Here is an 18590-nt window from a genome sequence, read left to right on the forward strand (position 1 = left end):
GCAGAGAAAGTTGTGTTCATTGCGTTCACGCGTCAAAGGCCCCGCACCGTCCCCGCCGGAGGCTTTGGGATATAGTTCCCGGGTATCGCCCCCCGGAACACCAGGAAGACCATTGTGACTCGACGACGAGGAATGTCCCTTGCGGGGCAGTACCTTCTGCTGCAGTTGCTCATTGTCCTGGCGGTGCTGGTGGGCGTGGTGGCCATTTCCCTGGCCCAGTCCGCGGCGGCGTTCGAACGGACCGAGGGCAGGCGTGCCCTCTCGGCGGCGGAAGCGCTTGGCGGCAACCCGGTGGTGCGTGAACTGCTTCCGGAAACAGAACCGCGTGGCGGTGCCGTGTTGCCGGCGGTGGCGGAGTCCGTGCGCATTGTCTCGGGCTCATCCCGGGTGGCGCTGGCGAAACTGGACCGTACCGTGGTGGCTTCCTCGGATCCCAGCCTGCTCGGCCAGCCGCTGGAGCTCGGTGCCAGCCGGGTGATGGAAGGCAGGGCCTGGACCGGGGTGGTGGGCGGCACGCCCGCCCCGCTCCTGTCCGCCCATGTCCCGGTCCTGGACGATTCCGGCCGCATGATCGGGATCGCCTCCATCAGCCGCAACTATCCCACCGTCCTGGAACGGCTGGGCGACGCCGTCCCCAATCTCCTCACCTACCTTGGGGTTGCCAGTGTCCTGGGCATCGCCGGGTCCCTCCTGCTGTCCCGCAGGGTCAAGCGGCAGACCCTCGGCATGGAACCCAGCGAAATCACCAGCCTGGTGGAAAACCGGGAGGCCATGCTGCACGGCCTCAAGGAGGGCGTGGTGGCCCTTGACCTGCACGAACGGATCACGGTGGCCAACCACAGTGCACGGTCGCTGTTGGGCCTTCCGCCGGACTGCGTGGGCAAGCGGGTGTCCGGCCTGGCCGTCGAGCCGGCCCTCAAGGAAGTCCTCACCCGGGACCAGCCCGGACCGGACCAGCTGGTGCTCGTCGGGGACCGCCTGGTGGTGATGAACCGGGTGCCCATCCGGTCCCGCGGCAAGGTCATCGGATCGGTGGCCACGCTCCGCGACCGGACGGAGCTCTCCGAACTCGAGCAGGAGCTGGGCGCCACCCGCACCGCCACAGACACCCTTCGGGCCCAGGCGCATGAGTTTGCCAACCAGCTCCATGTCATCTCCGGCTTGATCCAGATCGGCGAGTACGAGTCCGTGGTCCAGTTCGTCAACGGTGCCACGGTGGACCGGACCCGGCTCAATGACGAGGTGACCGGCCGGATCGCCGATCCCGCGCTCGCCGCCCTGCTGATCGCCAAATCCAGCCTGGCCGCCGAGCGCGGCGTGGCCCTGCAACTGGACCCGGGTTCAGGGTTGGACAAGGTGGATGACGCGCTGTCCCGGGACCTCACCACGGTGGTGGGGAACCTCGTCGACAACGCGTTCGACGCCGTCACCGGGCTTCCGCAGGCAGCCGTCACGGTGCTGGTGGAAGGCCGGGCCGGGCAAGACGTGGTGGTCACAGTCCGGGATAACGGGCCCGGCGTCCCGGGCGGCTCGGCCGACCACATTTTCCGCCAGGGCTTCACCACTAAAGAACCAGGACCGGCGGGCAGCCGCGGCTTTGGCCTGGCGATGTCCAGGGTTGTCTGCCGCCGCGGCGGCGGGGACCTGACGGTGGCCAATGACCACGGGGCGGTCTTCACAGCCGTGCTGAAACGAGGGAGTACGCAGGCATGATCAAAGTCCTGATCGTCGACGACGACTTCATGGTGGCCAAAGTGCATGCCGGATTCATCCAGCGCACGCCCGGCTTCACCGTGGTGGGGGCGGCCCACACCGGGGCGCAGGCAGTTGCCGAGACCCAACGGCTCCGGCCCGACCTGGTGTTGCTGGACATCCACCTGCCCGACGTCAACGGCCTGGACCTCATGCACCGGCTGCGCAGCGTGGCCCCCGAACTGGACGTCCTCGTGATCAGTGCCGCCCGCGAGGTCGAAACGGTACGGAAGGCGCTCCGGGGCGGCATTGTGCATTACCTGATCAAGCCGTTTTCCCAGTCGGACCTGCAGGAGCGGCTGGAACATTACCGCAGCGCGTACCAGGGCCTGGATGCCGCCAAGGACGTGGCCGAGCAATCGGACGTCAACCGGGTATTCGGCCTGGACCGCGGCGAACGGCCGCTGCCCAAGGGGTGCAGCATCGAGACCCTGAAACTGGTGGAGGCCGCCCTCAACGCTGCCGCCGGCGACGTGTCCGCCGCGGAGGTTGCCCAGGAGTTGGGAACGTCCCGCGTCAGCGCCCGCCGTTACCTGGAATACCTGCATGACGAAGGCGCCCTGGACGTGCGGCTCAAGTACGGCGTGGGGCGGCCGGAACGGCGTTATGTCTTGAAGGCCTGATTCTGCCTGATTCGGCTTGACCCGGCCGGCCGCCAAAGGACTGTCAGCGCAGCAGCGTATCAACCAGCCGGGCGGCCGTTCTCGCGGTCCGGCCGTCAATGTCGAACGCGGGGTTCAGTTCCGCCACGTCAAGGTGCAGCAGCTTCCCGCTCGCGGCCACCTGCCGGCACACGGCCGCGATCACTGGAAGTGGCACGCCGTAGGCTGCGGGGGCGCTGACGCCCGGGGCCACCGCGGCGGGGAGTACATCCAGGTCGATGGTCAGGTACAGGACGTCGGTTTCCGCCAGGAAGTCCGCCACGAACGCCCGGACGCGTTCTGCCTCGCAGTCTTCGTCCAGCAGGTAACGGACGCCGAGTTTTCCGCTGGTGTCGAACAGGGCCCGGGTGTTGTTTGGCTCCGAAATGCCGACGACGGCGTAGCGGAAGTCGCGTCCGGCCTCCGCTTCCGCACGGGCCATCTGCAGGAACGGCGTCCCCGAACTCGGAACCGCTTCGTCGCGGAGGTCGAAGTGCGCGTCGAGGTTCAGCACGCCCAGGCGCTGTCCGCTCCGGACGGCGGCCGACGCACTGACGCCAAGGTAGCTGGCGTAGGCGGTTTCGTGGCCGCCGCCCAGGACGACAGTCTGGTGGCCGGCGTCGAGCAGGGTTGCCAGGGCGTGGCCCAGCCGTTCCTGGCCGGCCTCAAGCCGGTCTCCGGACACCACTACGTCACCGCAATCGGAAACGGCCCGGTTCAGATGGAAGGCCAGCGGGCCGAGCGCCCTCCGCAGCGCAGCGGGGGCGGCGGCAGCCCCGGTCCGGCCCTTGTTCCGGCGTACCCCCTCGTCGCTGGCGAAACCCAGCAAGGCCAGCGGCTTCCGGCCCGAGGCCACTGGTTGCCCGGCACCCTGGCCGCCCGGGGCGTCCAACGGCCCGGGCTGGAGCGCGTGGTTCACTGCCTGCCACCAGCGGCGGTGGGCCGGGCCGTCGCCGTCGTACCTCCCTGTCCAGGGCTGCGGGGGGACGTCAACGGCTGGGGACTGGAAAGGCATGCTTCAAGCTCACCGTACGCCGGGCACAAAAACCAGCACCGCCGCCGTCGTCCTGTCCGGGATCCAAGAACCAACCCCGCGGGGCGGGGCGGGGGTAGGGTGGGAGCGGTCGGCCAGATCCAAGCGTGACGTGCCTGTGCCGGAACCACGCACCTTTCCAAGCTGGAGGCCGCCCATGTTCGACGCCGCTAACATCATCTTTGCGGCCGCCGGAGCGGCCGTCTTCGTTGCCGCCGTCTTGCCAAAGCTGTTGCGCAACATGCCCCTGTCCATGCCGATGGTCTTCCTCGGTGCCGGCATGGGGGCCTTTGCGCTGATTCCCTCGCTCCCGGATCCCAACCCGGTGGAGCACAGTGGCTTCGTGATGCACCTGGCGGAAATCTGCGTCATTATTTCGCTGATGGGCGCCGGGCTTGCCCTTGACCGGCCGGTAGGGCGCAAACGGTGGTCCACCACCTGGCGGCTGCTGGGCATCGCCATGCCGCTGTGCATCGCGGGCCTGACGCTGCTGGGCATGTGGTTCCTGGGCCTGGGCCTTGGTGCGGCACTGCTGGTGGCCGCCAGCCTGGCCCCCACGGATCCGGTCCTGGCCTCGGAAGTGCAGGTGGGCGAACCGGCGGACGAGGAAGAAGGCATCGAAAGGGAAGATGAGGTGCGGTTCGGCCTCACCTCGGAGGCGGGCCTCAACGACGGCTTAGCCTTCCCGTTCGTCTACCTCGCCATCGCCATCAGCGTGGCCGGCGCCTCGCCGTCGGCCTGGTTTCCCGAATGGTTCGGGGTGGACGTGCTGTGGCGGCTGGCGGTCGGCCTGCTGGTGGGTTTCCTCACCGGAAAAATGCTGGCGAAGCTGTTCTTCTCAGCGCGCCGCGACAGCCTGCGGCTTTCCAACCACTCGGAGGGCTTCGTGGCGCTGGCGGCCACTTTCCTGGCGTACGGGCTGACGCAGCTGGCGGAGGGCTACGGCTTCATCGCCGTCTTCGTGTGTGCCGTGACCATCCGTGCGGCCGAGCGCAGCCACGGCTACCACCGGGTGCTGCACTCATACGTGGAGCAGCTCGAACGGCTCCTGACCGTGGTGATCCTTGTCCTGCTCGGCGGTGCCATAGCCCGGGGGCTCCTCGCCGGAATCGGGCCGGCGGAGGTGCTGGTTGCCTTGGCGTTCCTGCTGGTAATCAGGCCCCTTGCGGGGTGGCTGGGCCTGTTGGGCGGCAAGACCGGGCCGCGCGAACGGGTGGCGCTGTCCTTCTTCGGCATCCGCGGCATCGGATCGCTGTACTACTTGGCCTTTGCCCTGGGGGAGGACCATTTCTCGGACCAGGCGCACTGGCTCTGGTCCTTTGTGGGGCTGGTGGTGGCGTTGTCCATCGTGATCCACGGTGCCACTACCTCGCCGCTGATGAACCGGCTGGACCGGCTGCGCGAGAAACGGGCGCTGGCGGTTTCCGGGGACGAAGGACTCGCGCCCAACACGCCGGTATAGCCGGCCGGTTAAGGCAAAGGGCTGGTACGGCAGACGCCGCACCAGCCCTTTTTCGTCCGGCGGGTGGTTACATGCTGAGGGCGGCCTCGATCGGGCCGATGGCGAAGAACAGCAGGAATGCCGCGGCCACGGCCCACATCAGGGGGTGGATGTCCTTTACCTTGCCCTGGACCGTACGGATCAGGACGTAGGCGATAAAGCCGGCGCCCAGGCCGTTGGCGATGGAGTAGGTGAACGGCATGAGGGTGAAGGTCAGGAAGGCCGGGATGGCAATGCCCCAGTCCTGCCAGTCGATCTTGCCCACCTGGGAGACCATCATGAAGCCCACCACCACAAGGGCCGGGGCTACGGCCTCGAACGGGACCAGGTTGATCAGCGGGGTGAAGAACATGGCCACCAGGAACAGCAGGCCGGTGACGATCGAGGCGATGCCGGTCCGGGCGCCCTCACCGATGCCGGCACCGGCTTCGACGTAGATCTGGTTGGAGGAGACGGACGCGCCGCCGCCGATGATGGCACCGAGGGCGTCCACCTGGAGCACCCGGTCCACGTCGGGAATGTTGCCGTGTTCGTCGACCGTGCCGGCTTCGTTGGCCAGGCCCACCATGGTGCCCATGGCGTCGAAGAAGATGCTGAGCAGGATCACGAAGGCCAGCAGGGTGGCGGCCACGAAGCCGAGATCGGAGAAGGCGCCGAACGGGTTGGCCTTGCCGATCAGGGAGAGGTCCGGGGCTGCCCAGCCGCTGAACGTGGGGGCCACCAGGGACCAGCCCTGCGGGTTGGAGGTCTTGCCGTCAAAGCTCGGGCCGATGTGGAGGGTCATCTCAAGGATGACGGACAGTACGGTCGAGGTGATGATGCCGATCAGGATGGCGCCCTTGACCTTCCGGACCACCAGGGCGATGGTCAGGATCAGGCCGAAGACGAACACGGCCGTGGGCCAGCCCAGCAGTTTGCCGTCGAAGCCCAGGCCCACGGGCACGGTGGTTCCTGCCACGTCCGGGATTCGCCGTACGAACCCGGCATTGACCAAGCCGATCAGGGCGATGAACAGGCCGATGCCCACCACGATTGCTGTCTTGAGCCCCTCAGGTACGGCCTTGAAGACGGCGGTGCGGAAACCGGTGAGGACCAGGATCAGCATGGTGATGCCGGAGAGGACCACCAGGCCCATCATGTCCGGCCAGGTGAGGCCCGGATTCCTGGCGACCGTCACGGCTACGAAGGCGTTGACGCCCAGGCCGGTGGCCAGTGCGAAGGGGTGCCGTCCCCATGCGCCCATGAGGATGGTCAGGACCCCGGCCACGAGCGCGGTTACGGCGGCAACGGCGGTGAAACCGAGCGTTGCCCCGGTGGAGTCGGGGCCGGACAGGATCAGGGGGTTCAGCACCACGATGTAGCTCATGGCGAAGAAGGTGGCGAACCCGCCGCGGATCTCGCGGGAAAAGTTGGAGCCTCGCTCCGTGGCCATGAAATACCGGTCCAGGGCAGAGCCTTGCTTAAGCATTAGTCCTCCGGGGGAATGTGTGGGGATACCTGCATCCTAAGGGTGCTGCACGGTGGGGGCGGCCAAATTCGCCTAGTCTGTAAGGAAGCCAACATGAGGAGCAGCCCATGCGCCCGGTCCACCGGCAGTTGCTGAGCATAATGCTCGGTTTGTTCGTCCTTGCAACCGCCACCCTTGGCCTGGTGGGGCCGGCCTCCGCGCATGATGCCGCGGAATCCACCACCCCGGCGCAGGGAGCCGCGTTGGCGGCCCCGCCTGAAGAAGTTTCGGTGACCTTCAGCAACCCGCCGCTGGGCATTGGTTCCTCGTTCTCGGTCAAGGATGCGTCCGGGAAGGAGTGGGCTGACGGTTCCGTCCGCATCGTCGACAACGTCGCCACCCAAAAGCTTCGATCGGGTGGCCCGGCGGGGGCGTACACGGTGGCGTGGCGCGTGGTCAGCTCAGATTCACACCCGATCGAGGGGACGTTCACGTTCACCGCGGCGTCGGGATCCGCCCCTGCGGGAGCCGCTGCCTCAGTCCCTGCCCCGTCGGAAAGTTCGACGGCGGCCGGCGCCGTCCCCGGCATAAGCACCGCGAGGCCGGGGGTGACGGAGGAACCGTCAGCACCTGCCGGCGCAGCCGAACCCTTCCAATGGAGCATCGTGCTGTTTGCCGCTGTGGCCGTTGGATTGCTCGTCAGCCTGGGCGTCCTGGCCCGGCGCCGGCTATCCGGTGACGGTGACACGCTTGACGACGCAGACCAGCCCGACGACGCAGACCAGCCCGACGAAGCAGACCAGCCCGACGACGCGGACCAGCCCGGTGACGCCGACACGGACGGAGAGGCCCGCCCGTAGCGGGCGCTTGGCAGAGCAGGCAGATCAAGGCCGGCGGTCAAAAGGATTGCCGTCAGCAGGTCAGCGCCGCAAAGCTGCCCGTTGCAGGGAAGGCGCCGGCCGACGGCTGGACGGTGCCAACGTTGACCTTGGCGGAGATCGCCTGGCCTACGGTCTTGGCCTGGCGCAGCACCTCCTTGGGTGACGGCGTGATCAGCTCGCCGACGCCCACCAGGTAGATGCCGATCGCCCGCATGGCTGCTGCCACGTTCTTGCCTACGGTAATGCCGAAGTCGCTGAGCATGCGCCGCAGTTGGCTGTGGGCGCAACGCGTCAGGACAATGTGGTCTGCCACCAGGATGCCTGTGGGCGTGTGGACCTGCCACTGGGGCGCTGCGGTATCCTCCGGACCCTCAAGCATGGTCAGCTGCACAGCCCGGGTGGTATTCCGCACGTCGACGCTGTGGCTTGCGGCGTAGTTGCGCAGGTGCCGCAGGATCTCGTTCCGCTCCCTCAGGGTGTCACTGTCAGCGGCGTCGCAGCGCTGCAGCGACGACGTGTTCGCCGGCTGCGCCGCGCCCAGGATATCCAGGCCGTCCACCACGATGGAGTCCACTCCGTGCCGCCGCAGTTCAGCGGCCACGGCCAGCCCGGACAGTCCGGTGCCAATGATCACAGTGGTGGTCTGTTCGGTCCCGGCACTCCCAGGCATGCTTGACACTACAGTTTCCCTCCTTCGAAGCTTCGGCAGGTTGCCGGCGACCTCGCCGGCTCGCGTCCCGATGCCCCCAAGCACGGTCGCAGCGCATGGCCGGGCCGCCCCCAACAGGAAGTTGCAGCTGGCGTCCCGGACCAACAATGTCCTGAAGACTACAGAACAATTGCGGCCGTGAATAGCCCATTGGAGAAAACATTCGCGCGGTGGTGAAGGCGCTTTCCGGGAGCGCCGGGAAAGCCTGTGGATAACCCTCGTTCCCGCCCCTGAACAGGCTTGCTAAGCCGCGGGGGACGGAGAATAGTGGGAAATGGAAGCGGTCTGTTCCCTGCCGTTGCAGCAGCGGGACGGGGTGCACGGACCCGGGGCCGTTTTCTGGCAGAATAGCCGCAACATCAGGCAGTATCGCGAGGAGGCGGCCCCCATGGGCTCACAAGAGTTGCATCCGGACCCGGCCCGGGACGGCGGTGGTTCTCCGGCCGCTCCCGAAGGCATCGTGGTGGGTGTCGATGGCTCCGAGCATGGCCAGTGCGCCCTGGTGTGGGCCGCGCGGGAGGCCCAGCGCCGTCGTCGTCCCCTCCATATCGTCACCGCCTATTCGGTGCCGATCTTCGCCGCGTCCGGCCTGGACGGCGGCTACGCCACCGTGGACGACTCGGTCATCCGGGAGGGGGCCGAGGCCATCGCCAAACAGGCCCTCGAGAAGGTTTCAACGTACGACGTCGAGGTCAGCTCATCGGTTGAGAACGGCGACGCCGCCGGTGTGCTGCTGGAGATCTCCGAAACCGCCGAGCTCCTGGTGGTGGGAACCCGCGGCCGCGGCGGCTTCGTGGGCAGGCTCCTGGGGTCGGTGAGCAGCGCGCTGCCCGCCCATGCGAAATGCCCCACGGTGACCGTGCCGCTGTTCTGCTCGGAGCGGCTCGGTGAGACCACCGAGGACCGGCGCATCAAGGCAGAGCAGGCCAAATCCGGCCACCGGCCGGTCGAGAACGTGGTGGTGGTCGGCGTCGACGGTTCCGAGCAGGCCAGGGTGGCCGTCCTGGAAGCGGCTGACCAGGCCGAACGGCTCGGCGCCGCGCTCCGTGTGGTCTGTGCCGTCCCGCAGTACAGCGGTTCCTTGGCCTGGGTTCCCGCCCCGATGGACCGGAAAGCCCTGTTTGAGGACATCCGCGTCACCCTGGATGCCGGCATGGCCTGGCTTCGCAGCCACTATCCCCACCTGCGGGCCGATTACGAGCTCAAGGATGGTTCGCCCGTCGACGTCCTCGTAGAGGAAAGCAGGCACGTGGAGCTGGTGGTGGTGGGCACCCGCGGCCGCGGTGGCTTCACCGGCATGCTCCTCGGCTCAACATCGGACGGCGTACTCCATCACGCCAAAGGACCGGTCATGGTGGTGCCGGACCGGGAAGACCCACGCCTGGCAGACCGGGCACGGTTCGGGCCCATCCTGGGCGACGCCGCGTAGGCACACCAGGTCCGCCGGCAGGGCAGCCACACCATGGGGCAGCACGGGACACCGTCATCGGGCACCAGCGCAGACGCCGGGCCGGTCCTGCCGCTGGCCGCCCTCGACGCCGGGATGCTGGCCCTCGTGGGCGGCACGGCGGCGAACCTCGGCGAGCTGATGTCCGCCGGGCTGCCCGTCCCGGAAGGTTTCTGCCTGACCACGGATGCATATTGGCAGGTGGTCGGCGCCCCTGCGCCCGTCCTTCCGGCGCTTGCGGACGCCTACGCGGCACTGCAGGCAGCAGCAGGGGCCACAAGCCGTGATTTTGCCGCCCACGAGGCCATCGACCTGGCAGGGGTGGCCGGAGCCGCGCGCGCCGCAATCCTGGCGGCGCCGCTTCCGGCAGCAGTATCCGACGCCGTCCGGCAGGCGTACGCCGCGATGGGCCCGGACGTGCCGGTGGCGGTACGGTCCTCCGCCACCGCCGAGGACCTGCCATTTGCGAGTTTCGCCGGCCAGCAGGACACCTACCTCAACGTCGTTGGCGTGGATGCGGTCCTTGGGGCAGTGCGCAATTGCTGGGCATCGCTCTGGACCGACCGTGCAACCGCCTACCGGGCAAGCCTGAGCATCGACCCCGCCGGGGTGGCCCTCGCCGTGGTGGTCCAGCGGATGGTGGATGCGGACACGGCGGGAGTCATGTTCACGGCGGACCCACTCACCGGGCGGCGCCGGCAGATCGTCATCGATGCCGGCCGGGGCCTGGGCGAAGCCGTGGTCTCCGGCGCGGTCAACCCCGACCACTTCGTGGTGGATGGCCTGACCGGCAGGATGGTGGAGCAGCGGCTTGGCGGGGAAGGCATCGAGGTCCGGGCCCTTCCCGGCGGCGGCACGGAGACGAGGAAGTTGCCGGGCGGCACCGGAACACCCTGCCTGACGGAACCCCAGCTGGCCGCCCTGGCGAGGCTCGGGCTGCAGGCCGAAGACCACTTCGGCGCCCCGCAGGACACCGAATGGGCCATCGATAACGCCGGCACCCTGTGGCTGACCCAATCCCGGCCCATCACCACCCTCTACCCGGTCCCGGAAAGCAACGGGGCCGCCCACGTCCGCCAAGGCGGGCGCGGCGCCGGCGGCACCAGGGCGTACCTGTGCTTCAGCCTGGCACAGGGACTCACCCGGCCTCTTACCCCCATGGGGCTGGCCGCCTTGCGCCTTGTCGCCTCGTCCGTGGCCACGGCCGCACGGTTCCCTGTCCCCGAACCCCGGCGGGGGCCGTCCCCGTACGCCGAGGCAGGGCAGCGGATATACATCGACTTCACCACGCCCCTTCGCAGCGCCGTGGGCCGCTGGATCGTTCCCCGGGTCTTTGACGTCATGGAGGCACGGACCGCAACGGTCATGCGGCAACTGTTCGAGGACCCTGCATTTTCGGTGACCGGCAGGACGCCCCTCGGGCTCCTCCGGCACGCGGGCCTGGCAGCAGTCCACTTCAAGGTTCCGCAGGCAATACTCCGGGCCCTGCTCCGGCCCGGGGCGGCACTCCGCCGGCTGGACCGCTTTACCCGGGACTTCGAGGGATCCTTGGCCCCCGCCGATGGTGCGGGGGCCGTGGCCAGGCTGGACCATGTCGAGGCCCTCCTCGGAGCACGCCTGTTTCCGATTGTTCCGGCCATACTTCCCCTTCCCTTGGTGGGTTTTGCGATGCTGGGCCTCGCCGGGAAGCTCCTTGGCGACGACGCGTGGGACGAACTCCAGCCTGTTATCCGGGGCCTGCCGAACAACGTCACCACCGAGATGGACCTTGAGCTGTGGCGCCTCGCCAAGGCCATCAAGGATGATGGCGAATCGGCGGCCGCCCTGATGGGATCGGATCCAGTGGCACTGGCGGACCACTTCAAGGCCGGGCGGCTGCCCGCGCGCCTGGACGCCGGGCTGGGGAGGTTCCTGGACCGGTACGGACACCGGGCCGTGGCTGAGATCGACGTCGGGCTGCCGCGGTGGTCGGAAGAGCCCGCACACATCCTGGGCATCCTGGCCAACTACCTCCGGTTGGAGGATCCCGCCCTCGCGCCGGACCTGCAGTTCAGCACAGCAGCCGAGGACGCTGAAGCCCAGGCCGACCGGCTCGTGGCCCGCGCAGCCGGGCGCGGCAGGATCAGGGGCGTGCTGGTGCGGGCCGCCCTGCGCAGGGCGCGGCTCTTCGCCGGCCTCCGTGAACTGCCCAAGTACCAGCTGGTGGTTGGCCTTGGAGAAGTCCGCAGGCAACTGCTCCTGGTGGGCGCTGAACTCGCGGAGGCAGGAGCCCTCGACCGCCCGGACGACGTCTTCTTCCTGGACTTCGCCGAGGCGCGGCAGGCCCTTACCGGTGGAACAGGGGATCCGCGAGCAACGTTCCCGGACGTCAGGCAGCTTGTCGCCGGCCGGCGGGCGGACTACGGCCGGGAGCTTGATCGGCGCCGTATACCCCGGGTGCTCCTCTCGGACGGCACCGAACCCGAGGCGGTCCGTACCGCCGCCGGCATTGCGGAAGGAACGCTGGCCGGAAGTCCTGCCTCGGCAGGGACGGTGACGGCAGCGGCGCGGGTGGTCCTGGACCCCGTCGGCGCCCGCCTCGAACCGGGCGAGATCCTGGTTGCCCCGTCCACTGACCCCGGGTGGACACCGTTGTTCCTCACTGCGGGAGGGCTGGTGATGGAAATGGGCGGCGCCAACTCCCATGGCGCCGTCGTGGCCAGGGAATACGGGATCCCTGCTGTCGTTGGAGTGGCAGATGCCACCAGGCTGATAACCACCGGCCAGAGAGTAACGGTCGACGGCGGTGCGGGAACCGTCGTGCCCGAACGTCCGGCGGGTACCAAACTTTTAGGGACCGCTACCGGCACCGACCCGGCCGCGCGGGCGTAACCTTGATCTATGGGTTCCAACACGCTGGATTCCAGTGGAGAGTTCCGACAGCGCAGCAGGTTGAGCCGACGGCCATGGCTTCGGTGGATGCCGGCCGCCGCGGCCCCGGTGGTGATCGCTGTGGGCGCGCTCACCAGTTCCCTGCCGGCCAGCGCCGGGGACCCGCTGCCTGCGAAAACCCCTGCACAGGTCCTGGAACTGGTGGCCACCCATCAGGTGCACTCTTTCTCGGGAACATTGGAGCAGGTGTCGGAGTTGGGCCTGCCCGAGCTTCCGGCCACCGGCAAGACCTCCGCCCCTGCATCAGCCGGCAGCGCAGCCGCCGTGATTGAGTTCCTGTCCGGCCGCCACAGCGCCCGCATCTACGTCGACGGCAAGGACAACTCCCGTGTGCAGGTAGTGGATCAGTTGGCGGAACGGGACGTGGTCCGGCATGGCAATGATGTCTGGTTCTACTCGTCGAAGGACAACACCGCCGAGCACCTGACGCTGCCCGCCAAAACCCAGGATTCGAGCCCCTCGAGGGACGCGCAGGGAACACCCGGCGTCCCTGCGCCGGGCGACCTGGCGCAGCAGTTCCTGTCCAAGGTGGATCCCACCACGGCCGTCACCGTGGGACCGGACGTCGTCGTTGCCGGCCGCAGCGCCTACAACCTGGTGATTGAACCCCGCACCGATGCCACCCTGGTGGGCAGGGTGGCCATCGCAGTCGATGGCCAAACGGGCTTGCCGCTGTCCGTCCAGGTGACCGCCCGCGGAGCCGACAAACCGGCTTTCCGTTCCGGTTTCACCGCCTTGTCCCTGGCCACGCCTGACCAGTCCCTGTTCAGCTTCACGCCACCGCCCGGCAGCACTGTTAAGGACGTTCCGGTTCCGGACAAGTCCCATGAGCCCACAGATGCTGCACATCCGGGGCCCATGGCCAACCCGGACCAATTGCTGCCCCAGCTTGAAGCGAAGGCGCACGTCACGGTGGCCGGAACCGGCTGGGAAACGGTAGTGGGCACGGCAGCGGGCGCATCCGGTTCAGCTGCAACGTCCCTGCTGGCCGATCCGCTGCTGGCACAGGCCGCAGTCCCCGTCTCCGGCGGCCGCCTTCTTTCCACCGCCTTGCTGAACGTACTGGTCACTGACGACGGCCGGATATTTGCCGGCATGGTGCCGCCGGAGGCACTGCAGGCCGCAGCGGCAGCGGCTCGGTGAGTACGGGCCCGGCGGGCGCTGGTCCGGCGGCTGCCGGGCTTGCGATCGAGACCCGTGGCCTGAGTAAGCGGTTCGGCCACCAGACCGCCGTCGACGCTGTGGATCTTGCCGTCCCGCACGGGGCGGTGTTCGGTTTCCTCGGGCCCAACGGGTCCGGCAAGACCACCACCATCCGCATGCTGCTCGGCCTGGCGGCCGCGTCCGCCGGAACCGTGAAAATGCTCGGCAGGCAGATGCCGGATGAGTTCCACGACGTGCTTCCGCGGGTCGGTGCCTTGGTGGAAGGACCGGCGTTCTATCCCTTTCTCTCCGGGGCCGCCAACCTCCACCGCCTTGATGCCGCCGGGCGGCACACCGTTCCGGCCACCCGCAAGGCCAGGGTGGAACGGGCCTTGGAGCGCGTGGGCCTGGAACACGCGGCCGGGAAGCGGGTCCACGCATACTCGCTGGGCATGAAGCAGCGGCTGGGCATAGCCAACGCGCTGCTGTCTCCCCGGGACCTGCTGGTGCTGGATGAGCCCACCAACGGGCTGGATCCGCAAGGTACGCGGGAGGTGCGCAACCTGATCCGGTCCCTGGCCCACGAGGGCACCACCGTGTTCGTCTCCAGCCACCTGCTGGCCGAGGTGGACCAGATGTGTACCCACGCCGCCGTGATGAGCGCCGGCAAGCTCGTGGCGCAAGGGCCGCTGGCCGAACTCCGGCAAGCCGGCAGCACCCGCCTCCGGCTGGTCACCCCGGACGGCGGCGCGGCGCGGGACGTCTTCGCCCGGCTCGGGCTGGCACCTGCACCTCCGGAAGGGGAATCCGGCAAGCACTCGCCGGACGGCGAGACCATCGTCGCAGCCCTGGGCACCTCAATGGAGCAACCCGCCCCGCTCCCGGAAGAAGTGGTGGCGCACCTGGTCCAGGCCGGCGTCCGTGTCCGGGGCTTCGCCGTCGAACGCGAAAGCCTCGAAGACCGCTTTGTTGCCCTTACCGGGGAAGGATTCGACGTTGCCCAGTAGCGTGCCTGCCGACATCCCACAGGGCGCGGGAACCGCCCGCGCCGCAGCCCCGCAGAGTACGTCCAGGCGGTCCGGTTCCAGGACGGCAGGTGCCGGGTTGTCATTGCTGGCCTCGGAACTCAGGGTCCTGTTCACCCGGCGGCGCACCTGGGCGCTGCTGCTGGCCCTGGCTGCCATTCCGGTGCTCATCGCCGTCGCGGTCAAGGTCTCGTCCGCCGTCCCGCCCGGGCGCGGCCCTGCGTTCCTTGACCGGATCACCCAAAACGGCCTGTTCGTGGCCTTCACAGCCATGCTGGTTTCCGTGCCGCTGTTCATGCCGCTCGCCGTGGGCGTGGTGGCCGGCGACACTATAGCCGGGGAAGCGAGCCTGGGAACCCTCCGCTATTTGCTGGTGGCCCCGGCGGGAAGGGTGCGGCTGCTCCTGGTCAAATACGTGGGCGCCGTGGCCTTCTGCATCGTGGCGCCGTTGACCATCGGCCTGATGGGGGCGGCCATCGGCGCGGCGCTCTTTCCAGTAGGGCCGGTGACCCTGCTGTCCGGCGGGGTGGTCCAGCCCGCCGAGGCCGCCGTGCGGATAGTGCTCATTGCCGCCTACATTGCCGTGTCCCTGGCGGGCCTCTCAGCGATTGGGCTGTTCCTGTCCACCATGACTGTGGTCCCCGTCGGTGCGATGGCGGCCACCGTGGTGGTCTCTGTCGTTTCCGAAGTCCTGGACCAGCTTCCCCAGCTGGAATGGCTGCATCCGTGGTTGTTCAGCCATTACTGGCTTGGTTTCGGTGACATGTTGCGCCAGCCGGTGCTGTGGGACTCGTTCGCCGCCAATGGACTGCTCCAAGCAGGCTATGTGGCGGTGTTCGGGGCGCTGGCGTATGGCCGGTTTGTCACCAAGGACGTCTTGAGCTGACTGGTGGGCGGACCCGCAGTGCGGCTCAGTAGCGGGCGGCGTACGGGTAGAGGTCCATTCCCACCATGGAACTGATGCTGGAGACGGTGATGCCTTCCTGCGGATTCAGCGCCTGCACCACCTGGCCGTTTCCGAGGTAGATGGCCACGTGGTAGAAGTTCGGAGCCGAGCCCCACACCAGGAGATCGCCGCGGCGCGCCTGTGAGATCGGGACGTGGACAGGGGCGGCAGCGTACTGCTGCGATGCTGTGCGCGGGAGGTACTTTCCGGCGGCGGCGAAGGCGTTCTGCACCAGGCCGGAGCAATCAAAGCCGTACACGCCGGTGCCGCCCCACTGGTAGTAGTACGGTGCGCCAACCTTCCCCAAGGCGACGGAGATCGCTGTCTCGTAGGTGCCTGAGCCGGTCGACGGGGGCGCCGGAACGGGTGCCGGTGCCGGTGCCGGTGCGGGGTCGGCGGGAGCAGGGGCCGGCGCGGGCTCAGCGGGGGCCGGGGCCGCGGGAGCGGGTGCGGCTGGCGCCGGAGCTGCAGGCGGCTGGGCTGGAACCGGGGCCGGAGCCGGGGCCGCCGGCGCCGGAGCGGCAGGAGCAGGTGCCGCGTCCCGGGCCGGGGCGTTCTGCGCAGCGGACTGGTCCTGTGACGCTTGGTCCTGAGCCGCTTTGTCGGCAGCGGCCTTGTCGGCAGCGGCAGACAACGCCGCAAGCCGCGCTTCTTCACGCTGCCTGTCCAGGGCATCCACCCGGGCCGATTCCAGCGCAACGGTGGTGTTGCGGAGCTGCGCCAGCTGGTCCACCAGGATAGTCCGCTGCGCCTTCGCGTCGGACACGGCCTTGGCCTGCGCGGCGTTGGCTTCTTCGGCCTGGGACTTCCGCTGCTCGGCCGTTTTCGCAGCATCGTCAGCGGCCTTCGTGGCATCGTCGGCGGATGCCGTCAGGGAGCGGTACGCGGTGGCCGCGGCATCCGCAGCTTCAAAAGCACGGCTCCTGCTGGCGGACAGTGCTTCGAGCGTGGCTGCCTGCTGCAGGCTGTCCCCACCGCCGGCCAACGTTCCGAGCGTGGGGTTCAGTCCGCCGTTGCGGTAAAGGTCGCCGGCGAGTTGCCCCACCTGTTTCCGGGTTTTGTCCAGCTGCTCCTTCGCGGACGAGGCCCGGGCGGAGGCCGCGGACGCAGCCTGGGTCCGTTGCTGCAGCTCCACCAGCGCTTCGCTGTAGGAGTTGTTTGCCTGCATCGCCACGGCGAAGGCCGCCTGCTGGGCCGTGGATGCGTCGGCAAGGATGCGTTCGATCGCGGTGACCTGGTCCGCCGTCGCGGTTTCGCTGGCTTTTGCCGCGGCAATGTCTTCCGGGGACGGGATGTCCGGCGATGCTGGGACGGACAGCGGCGCGGAAGGAGCCGGTACGGCTGCTGCGGGTGTTGCAACGGAGGCAAAGAGTACGACGGCGGCGCACAGCACGGCCGTTTTGCGGCCGGATCCGGATAAAACCATGTGCAGAGACCTCGCAACAATTGAGCTGGGAGTGAGGTTCTGGATGCGGCACGACGGTGCCCCTCAGTTGCTCGCCAGCAGTCCGAGGTTACGTGACTGGCTGCACATTGGCAACAGCAGTCACAGCAATAACATAAACCACAAGAATGTCATTCGTGGTGGTGGTTGAGGGGGCGTGTCGCGGAAACGGTCGCACGCCGGAGGCGGCTCAGCCCCAGCCCAACTCGTGCAGCCGGGCATCGGAGATGCCAAAGTGGTGGGCGATTTCGTGCACCACGGTCACCGCCACTTCGTGGATCACGTCATCCCGGGAGCCGCAGAGCTCCAGGATGGGTTCGCGGAAGATGGTGATGCGGTCCGGCAGGGAACCGGCATCCCACCACGAGTCGCGTTCCGTGAGCGGTACCCCTTCATAGAGTCCCAGCAGGACGGCGTCCGGATCTTCCCCGGGTCCGGGAACATAATCGTCTTCGATGAAGACGGCCACGTTGTCCATGGCGCGGGCCAGGCGGTCCGGAATGCCGTCCAGGGCATCCTGGACGGCGGTCTCGAACTCGTCCGGAGACATGGCGAATCCGGCGGGCGCGTCCGCAACCGGTTCCTTAGGGGTTGCTCCGTCCGGACTCGAGGGGACAATCGGCAGGCCCGGTGGCAGGCTGGCTGGCATAGGTCGACTCTAGCCCCGATGCGGGCGGCGGCGCCCGCCGGACGCCCGGGTCCGGCGCCGGGTCAGGCCGACGCCCACGAGGCACACCAAGCCACCCGCCAGTCCCCAGGCGGTAGGAATCTCGCCCAGCAGGAGCCAGGAGATGAGGACGGTGGTTCCGGGCACCAGGTACGTGGTGGCGGCCAGCTTCCCGGCATCCACCAGGGACAACGCGTAAGCCCATGTGGTGAAGGCGATGGCGGTGGGGAAGACCCCCAGGTACACCAGCCCCCAGGTGGCCTGCGGCGGAGCTTGCCTGTACTTCGGCCGCGCGCTGCCCGGCGAAGGGCAGGCAGCAGAGGGCCCCCACCACGATGCCGAACCAGGTGGCCTGGGCCGCGGGAAACTTCCGCACCACCGGCTTCTGGATGATGACGCTGACTGCGGCGAGCACCGCGGCAAGGAGGCACAGCGCCACGCCGGCAAGGTCCGGCGTCGTACTCCCGCCCGGGGTTCGCGGCTGCCCGGAACCGATGGCAATCATCGCGACACCGGCAAAGGCCACCGTACTGCCAATCAGCAGCCAGCGTGGAAAACCTTCCTTGAGGAAGATGCCGGCCATGATTGCCACCAGGATGGGATTGACGTTGATCAGGAGGGCGCTGGTCCCTGCGTCCAGGATGTGCTCGGCGGCATTCAGCGCCACGTTGTAGCCACCGAACCACATCACCCCGTAGGCGAGGATGGGCAGCCACTCCCGCCCCCGGGGCACCATGCGGCTCCTCAGGAGTTGCGGCAGCACCAGGAAGGCCAGGACGACGGCGGCAACCGCCAGCCTGCCCAACGTCAGGGAGCCGGGGGAGAAATACGGTCCGATCGCGCGGATTCCCACGAATGCCGAAGCCCACAGCAGCACGGTGACCGCCATTGCCGCCACGCCGAGGGCCCTCACCGGGGCGGCTGCGGGAGCTGGGGAGTGAGTGCTTCGGGTGCGGGGCTGGATGAGGGCATGAACCAAATGTAGCGGCGGCGGTGGCGCCCGGCTGGCGGGAATCGGACAAC

14 protein-coding genes and 1 pseudogene are annotated in these 18590 nt (G+C 68.4%); 9 read left to right on the plus strand and 6 right to left on the minus strand.

The window, feature by feature from the left end; genetic code table 11:
* Nucleotides 1–132 precede the first annotated feature (132 nt).
* Together ACX5I6_RS07475 and ACX5I6_RS07480 are read left to right on the plus strand one after the other, a co-directional pair.
* Nucleotides 133–1713, plus strand: coding sequence for a sensor histidine kinase (locus ACX5I6_RS07475; protein WP_461841683.1), 1581 nt, complete (start codon nucleotides 133–135; stop codon nucleotides 1711–1713).
* Nucleotides 1710–2375 (plus strand): response regulator, encoded by a 666-nt coding sequence (locus ACX5I6_RS07480; protein ID WP_461840037.1) that lies wholly within the window; start codon nucleotides 1710–1712, stop codon nucleotides 2373–2375. The genes ACX5I6_RS07475 and ACX5I6_RS07480 overlap by 4 nt, the downstream gene beginning before the upstream one ends.
* A 43-nt stretch (nucleotides 2376–2418) precedes the next feature.
* Here the strand turns inward: ACX5I6_RS07480 and hutG are convergent, their stop codons facing one another.
* On the minus strand, nucleotides 2419–3408 hold the full coding sequence (hutG, locus tag ACX5I6_RS07485; RefSeq protein ID WP_461840038.1) for a formimidoylglutamase: 990 nt from the start codon (nucleotides 3406–3408) through the stop codon (nucleotides 2419–2421).
* 175 nt (nucleotides 3409–3583) lie between these two features.
* Here hutG and ACX5I6_RS07490 point away from each other — a divergent pair, with 175 nt between their 5' ends.
* Nucleotides 3584–4888: a cation:proton antiporter gene (locus ACX5I6_RS07490; protein WP_461840039.1), complete on the plus strand. Its 1305-nt coding sequence runs from the start codon at nucleotides 3584–3586 to the stop codon at nucleotides 4886–4888.
* A 67-nt stretch (nucleotides 4889–4955) separates the two neighbouring features.
* Here the strand turns inward: ACX5I6_RS07490 and ACX5I6_RS07495 are convergent, their stop codons facing one another.
* Entirely contained in the window at nucleotides 4956–6395 is a 1440-nt protein-coding gene (locus tag ACX5I6_RS07495; RefSeq protein ID WP_461840040.1) for an NCS2 family permease, read from the minus strand.
* 107 nt (nucleotides 6396–6502) lie between these two features.
* Here ACX5I6_RS07495 and ACX5I6_RS07500 point away from each other — a divergent pair, with 107 nt between their 5' ends.
* On the plus strand, nucleotides 6503–7234 hold the full coding sequence (locus ACX5I6_RS07500; RefSeq protein ID WP_461840041.1) for a copper resistance CopC family protein: 732 nt from the start codon (nucleotides 6503–6505) through the stop codon (nucleotides 7232–7234).
* A 52-nt stretch (nucleotides 7235–7286) separates the two neighbouring features.
* Here the strand turns inward: ACX5I6_RS07500 and ACX5I6_RS07505 are convergent, their stop codons facing one another.
* On the minus strand, nucleotides 7287–7925 hold the full coding sequence (locus ACX5I6_RS07505; protein WP_461841684.1) for an NAD(P)-binding protein: 639 nt from the start codon (nucleotides 7923–7925) through the stop codon (nucleotides 7287–7289).
* A gap of 427 nt (nucleotides 7926–8352) precedes the next feature.
* Here ACX5I6_RS07505 and ACX5I6_RS07510 point away from each other — a divergent pair, with 427 nt between their 5' ends.
* From ACX5I6_RS07510 to ACX5I6_RS07530, 5 genes are all read left to right on the plus strand, one after another.
* Nucleotides 8353–9393, plus strand: coding sequence for a universal stress protein (locus ACX5I6_RS07510; protein ID WP_285247253.1), 1041 nt, complete (start codon nucleotides 8353–8355; stop codon nucleotides 9391–9393).
* Nucleotides 9394–9426: 33 nt separating this feature from the next.
* The gene (locus tag ACX5I6_RS07515; protein WP_461840042.1) at nucleotides 9427–12282 is read left to right on the plus strand and encodes a PEP/pyruvate-binding domain-containing protein; all 2856 of its coding nucleotides are present in this window, start codon (nucleotides 9427–9429) and stop codon (nucleotides 12280–12282) included.
* 87 nt (nucleotides 12283–12369) lie between these two features.
* Nucleotides 12370–13485 (plus strand): LolA family protein, encoded by a 1116-nt coding sequence (locus tag ACX5I6_RS07520; protein WP_461841685.1) that lies wholly within the window; start codon nucleotides 12370–12372, stop codon nucleotides 13483–13485.
* Nucleotides 13482–14492 carry an ABC transporter ATP-binding protein gene (locus ACX5I6_RS07525; RefSeq protein ID WP_461840043.1) on the plus strand — a complete coding sequence of 337 codons (1011 nt, stop codon included), beginning with the start codon at nucleotides 13482–13484 and terminating at the stop codon, nucleotides 14490–14492. Before ACX5I6_RS07520 ends, ACX5I6_RS07525 begins: the two co-directional genes overlap by 4 nt.
* 1 nt (nucleotide 14493) lies before the next feature.
* Complete coding sequence (locus ACX5I6_RS07530) at nucleotides 14494–15396, plus strand: ABC transporter permease (RefSeq protein ID WP_461840044.1); 903 nt, start codon at nucleotides 14494–14496, stop codon at nucleotides 15394–15396.
* Between the two features lie 25 nt (nucleotides 15397–15421).
* On the opposite strand, the gene ACX5I6_RS07535 is transcribed toward ACX5I6_RS07530, so the two are convergent.
* The 3 genes and pseudogenes from ACX5I6_RS07535 to ACX5I6_RS07545 all read right to left on the minus strand — a co-directional run bounded on the left by ACX5I6_RS07535 (nucleotide 15422) and on the right by ACX5I6_RS07545 (nucleotide 18480).
* Nucleotides 15422–16882 (minus strand): C40 family peptidase, encoded by a 1461-nt coding sequence (locus ACX5I6_RS07535; protein WP_461840045.1) that lies wholly within the window; start codon nucleotides 16880–16882, stop codon nucleotides 15422–15424.
* Nucleotides 16883–17090: 208 nt separating this feature from the next.
* Nucleotides 17091–17549 carry a metallopeptidase family protein gene (locus ACX5I6_RS07540; protein WP_461840046.1) on the minus strand — a complete coding sequence of 153 codons (459 nt, stop codon included), beginning with the start codon at nucleotides 17547–17549 and terminating at the stop codon, nucleotides 17091–17093.
* A gap of 9 nt (nucleotides 17550–17558) precedes the next feature.
* Nucleotides 17559–18480: pseudogene (locus tag ACX5I6_RS07545) on the minus strand (DMT family transporter).
* Nucleotides 18481–18590 lie beyond the last annotated feature (110 nt).

Source organism: Arthrobacter sp. MMS24-T111 (assembly GCF_054888995.1).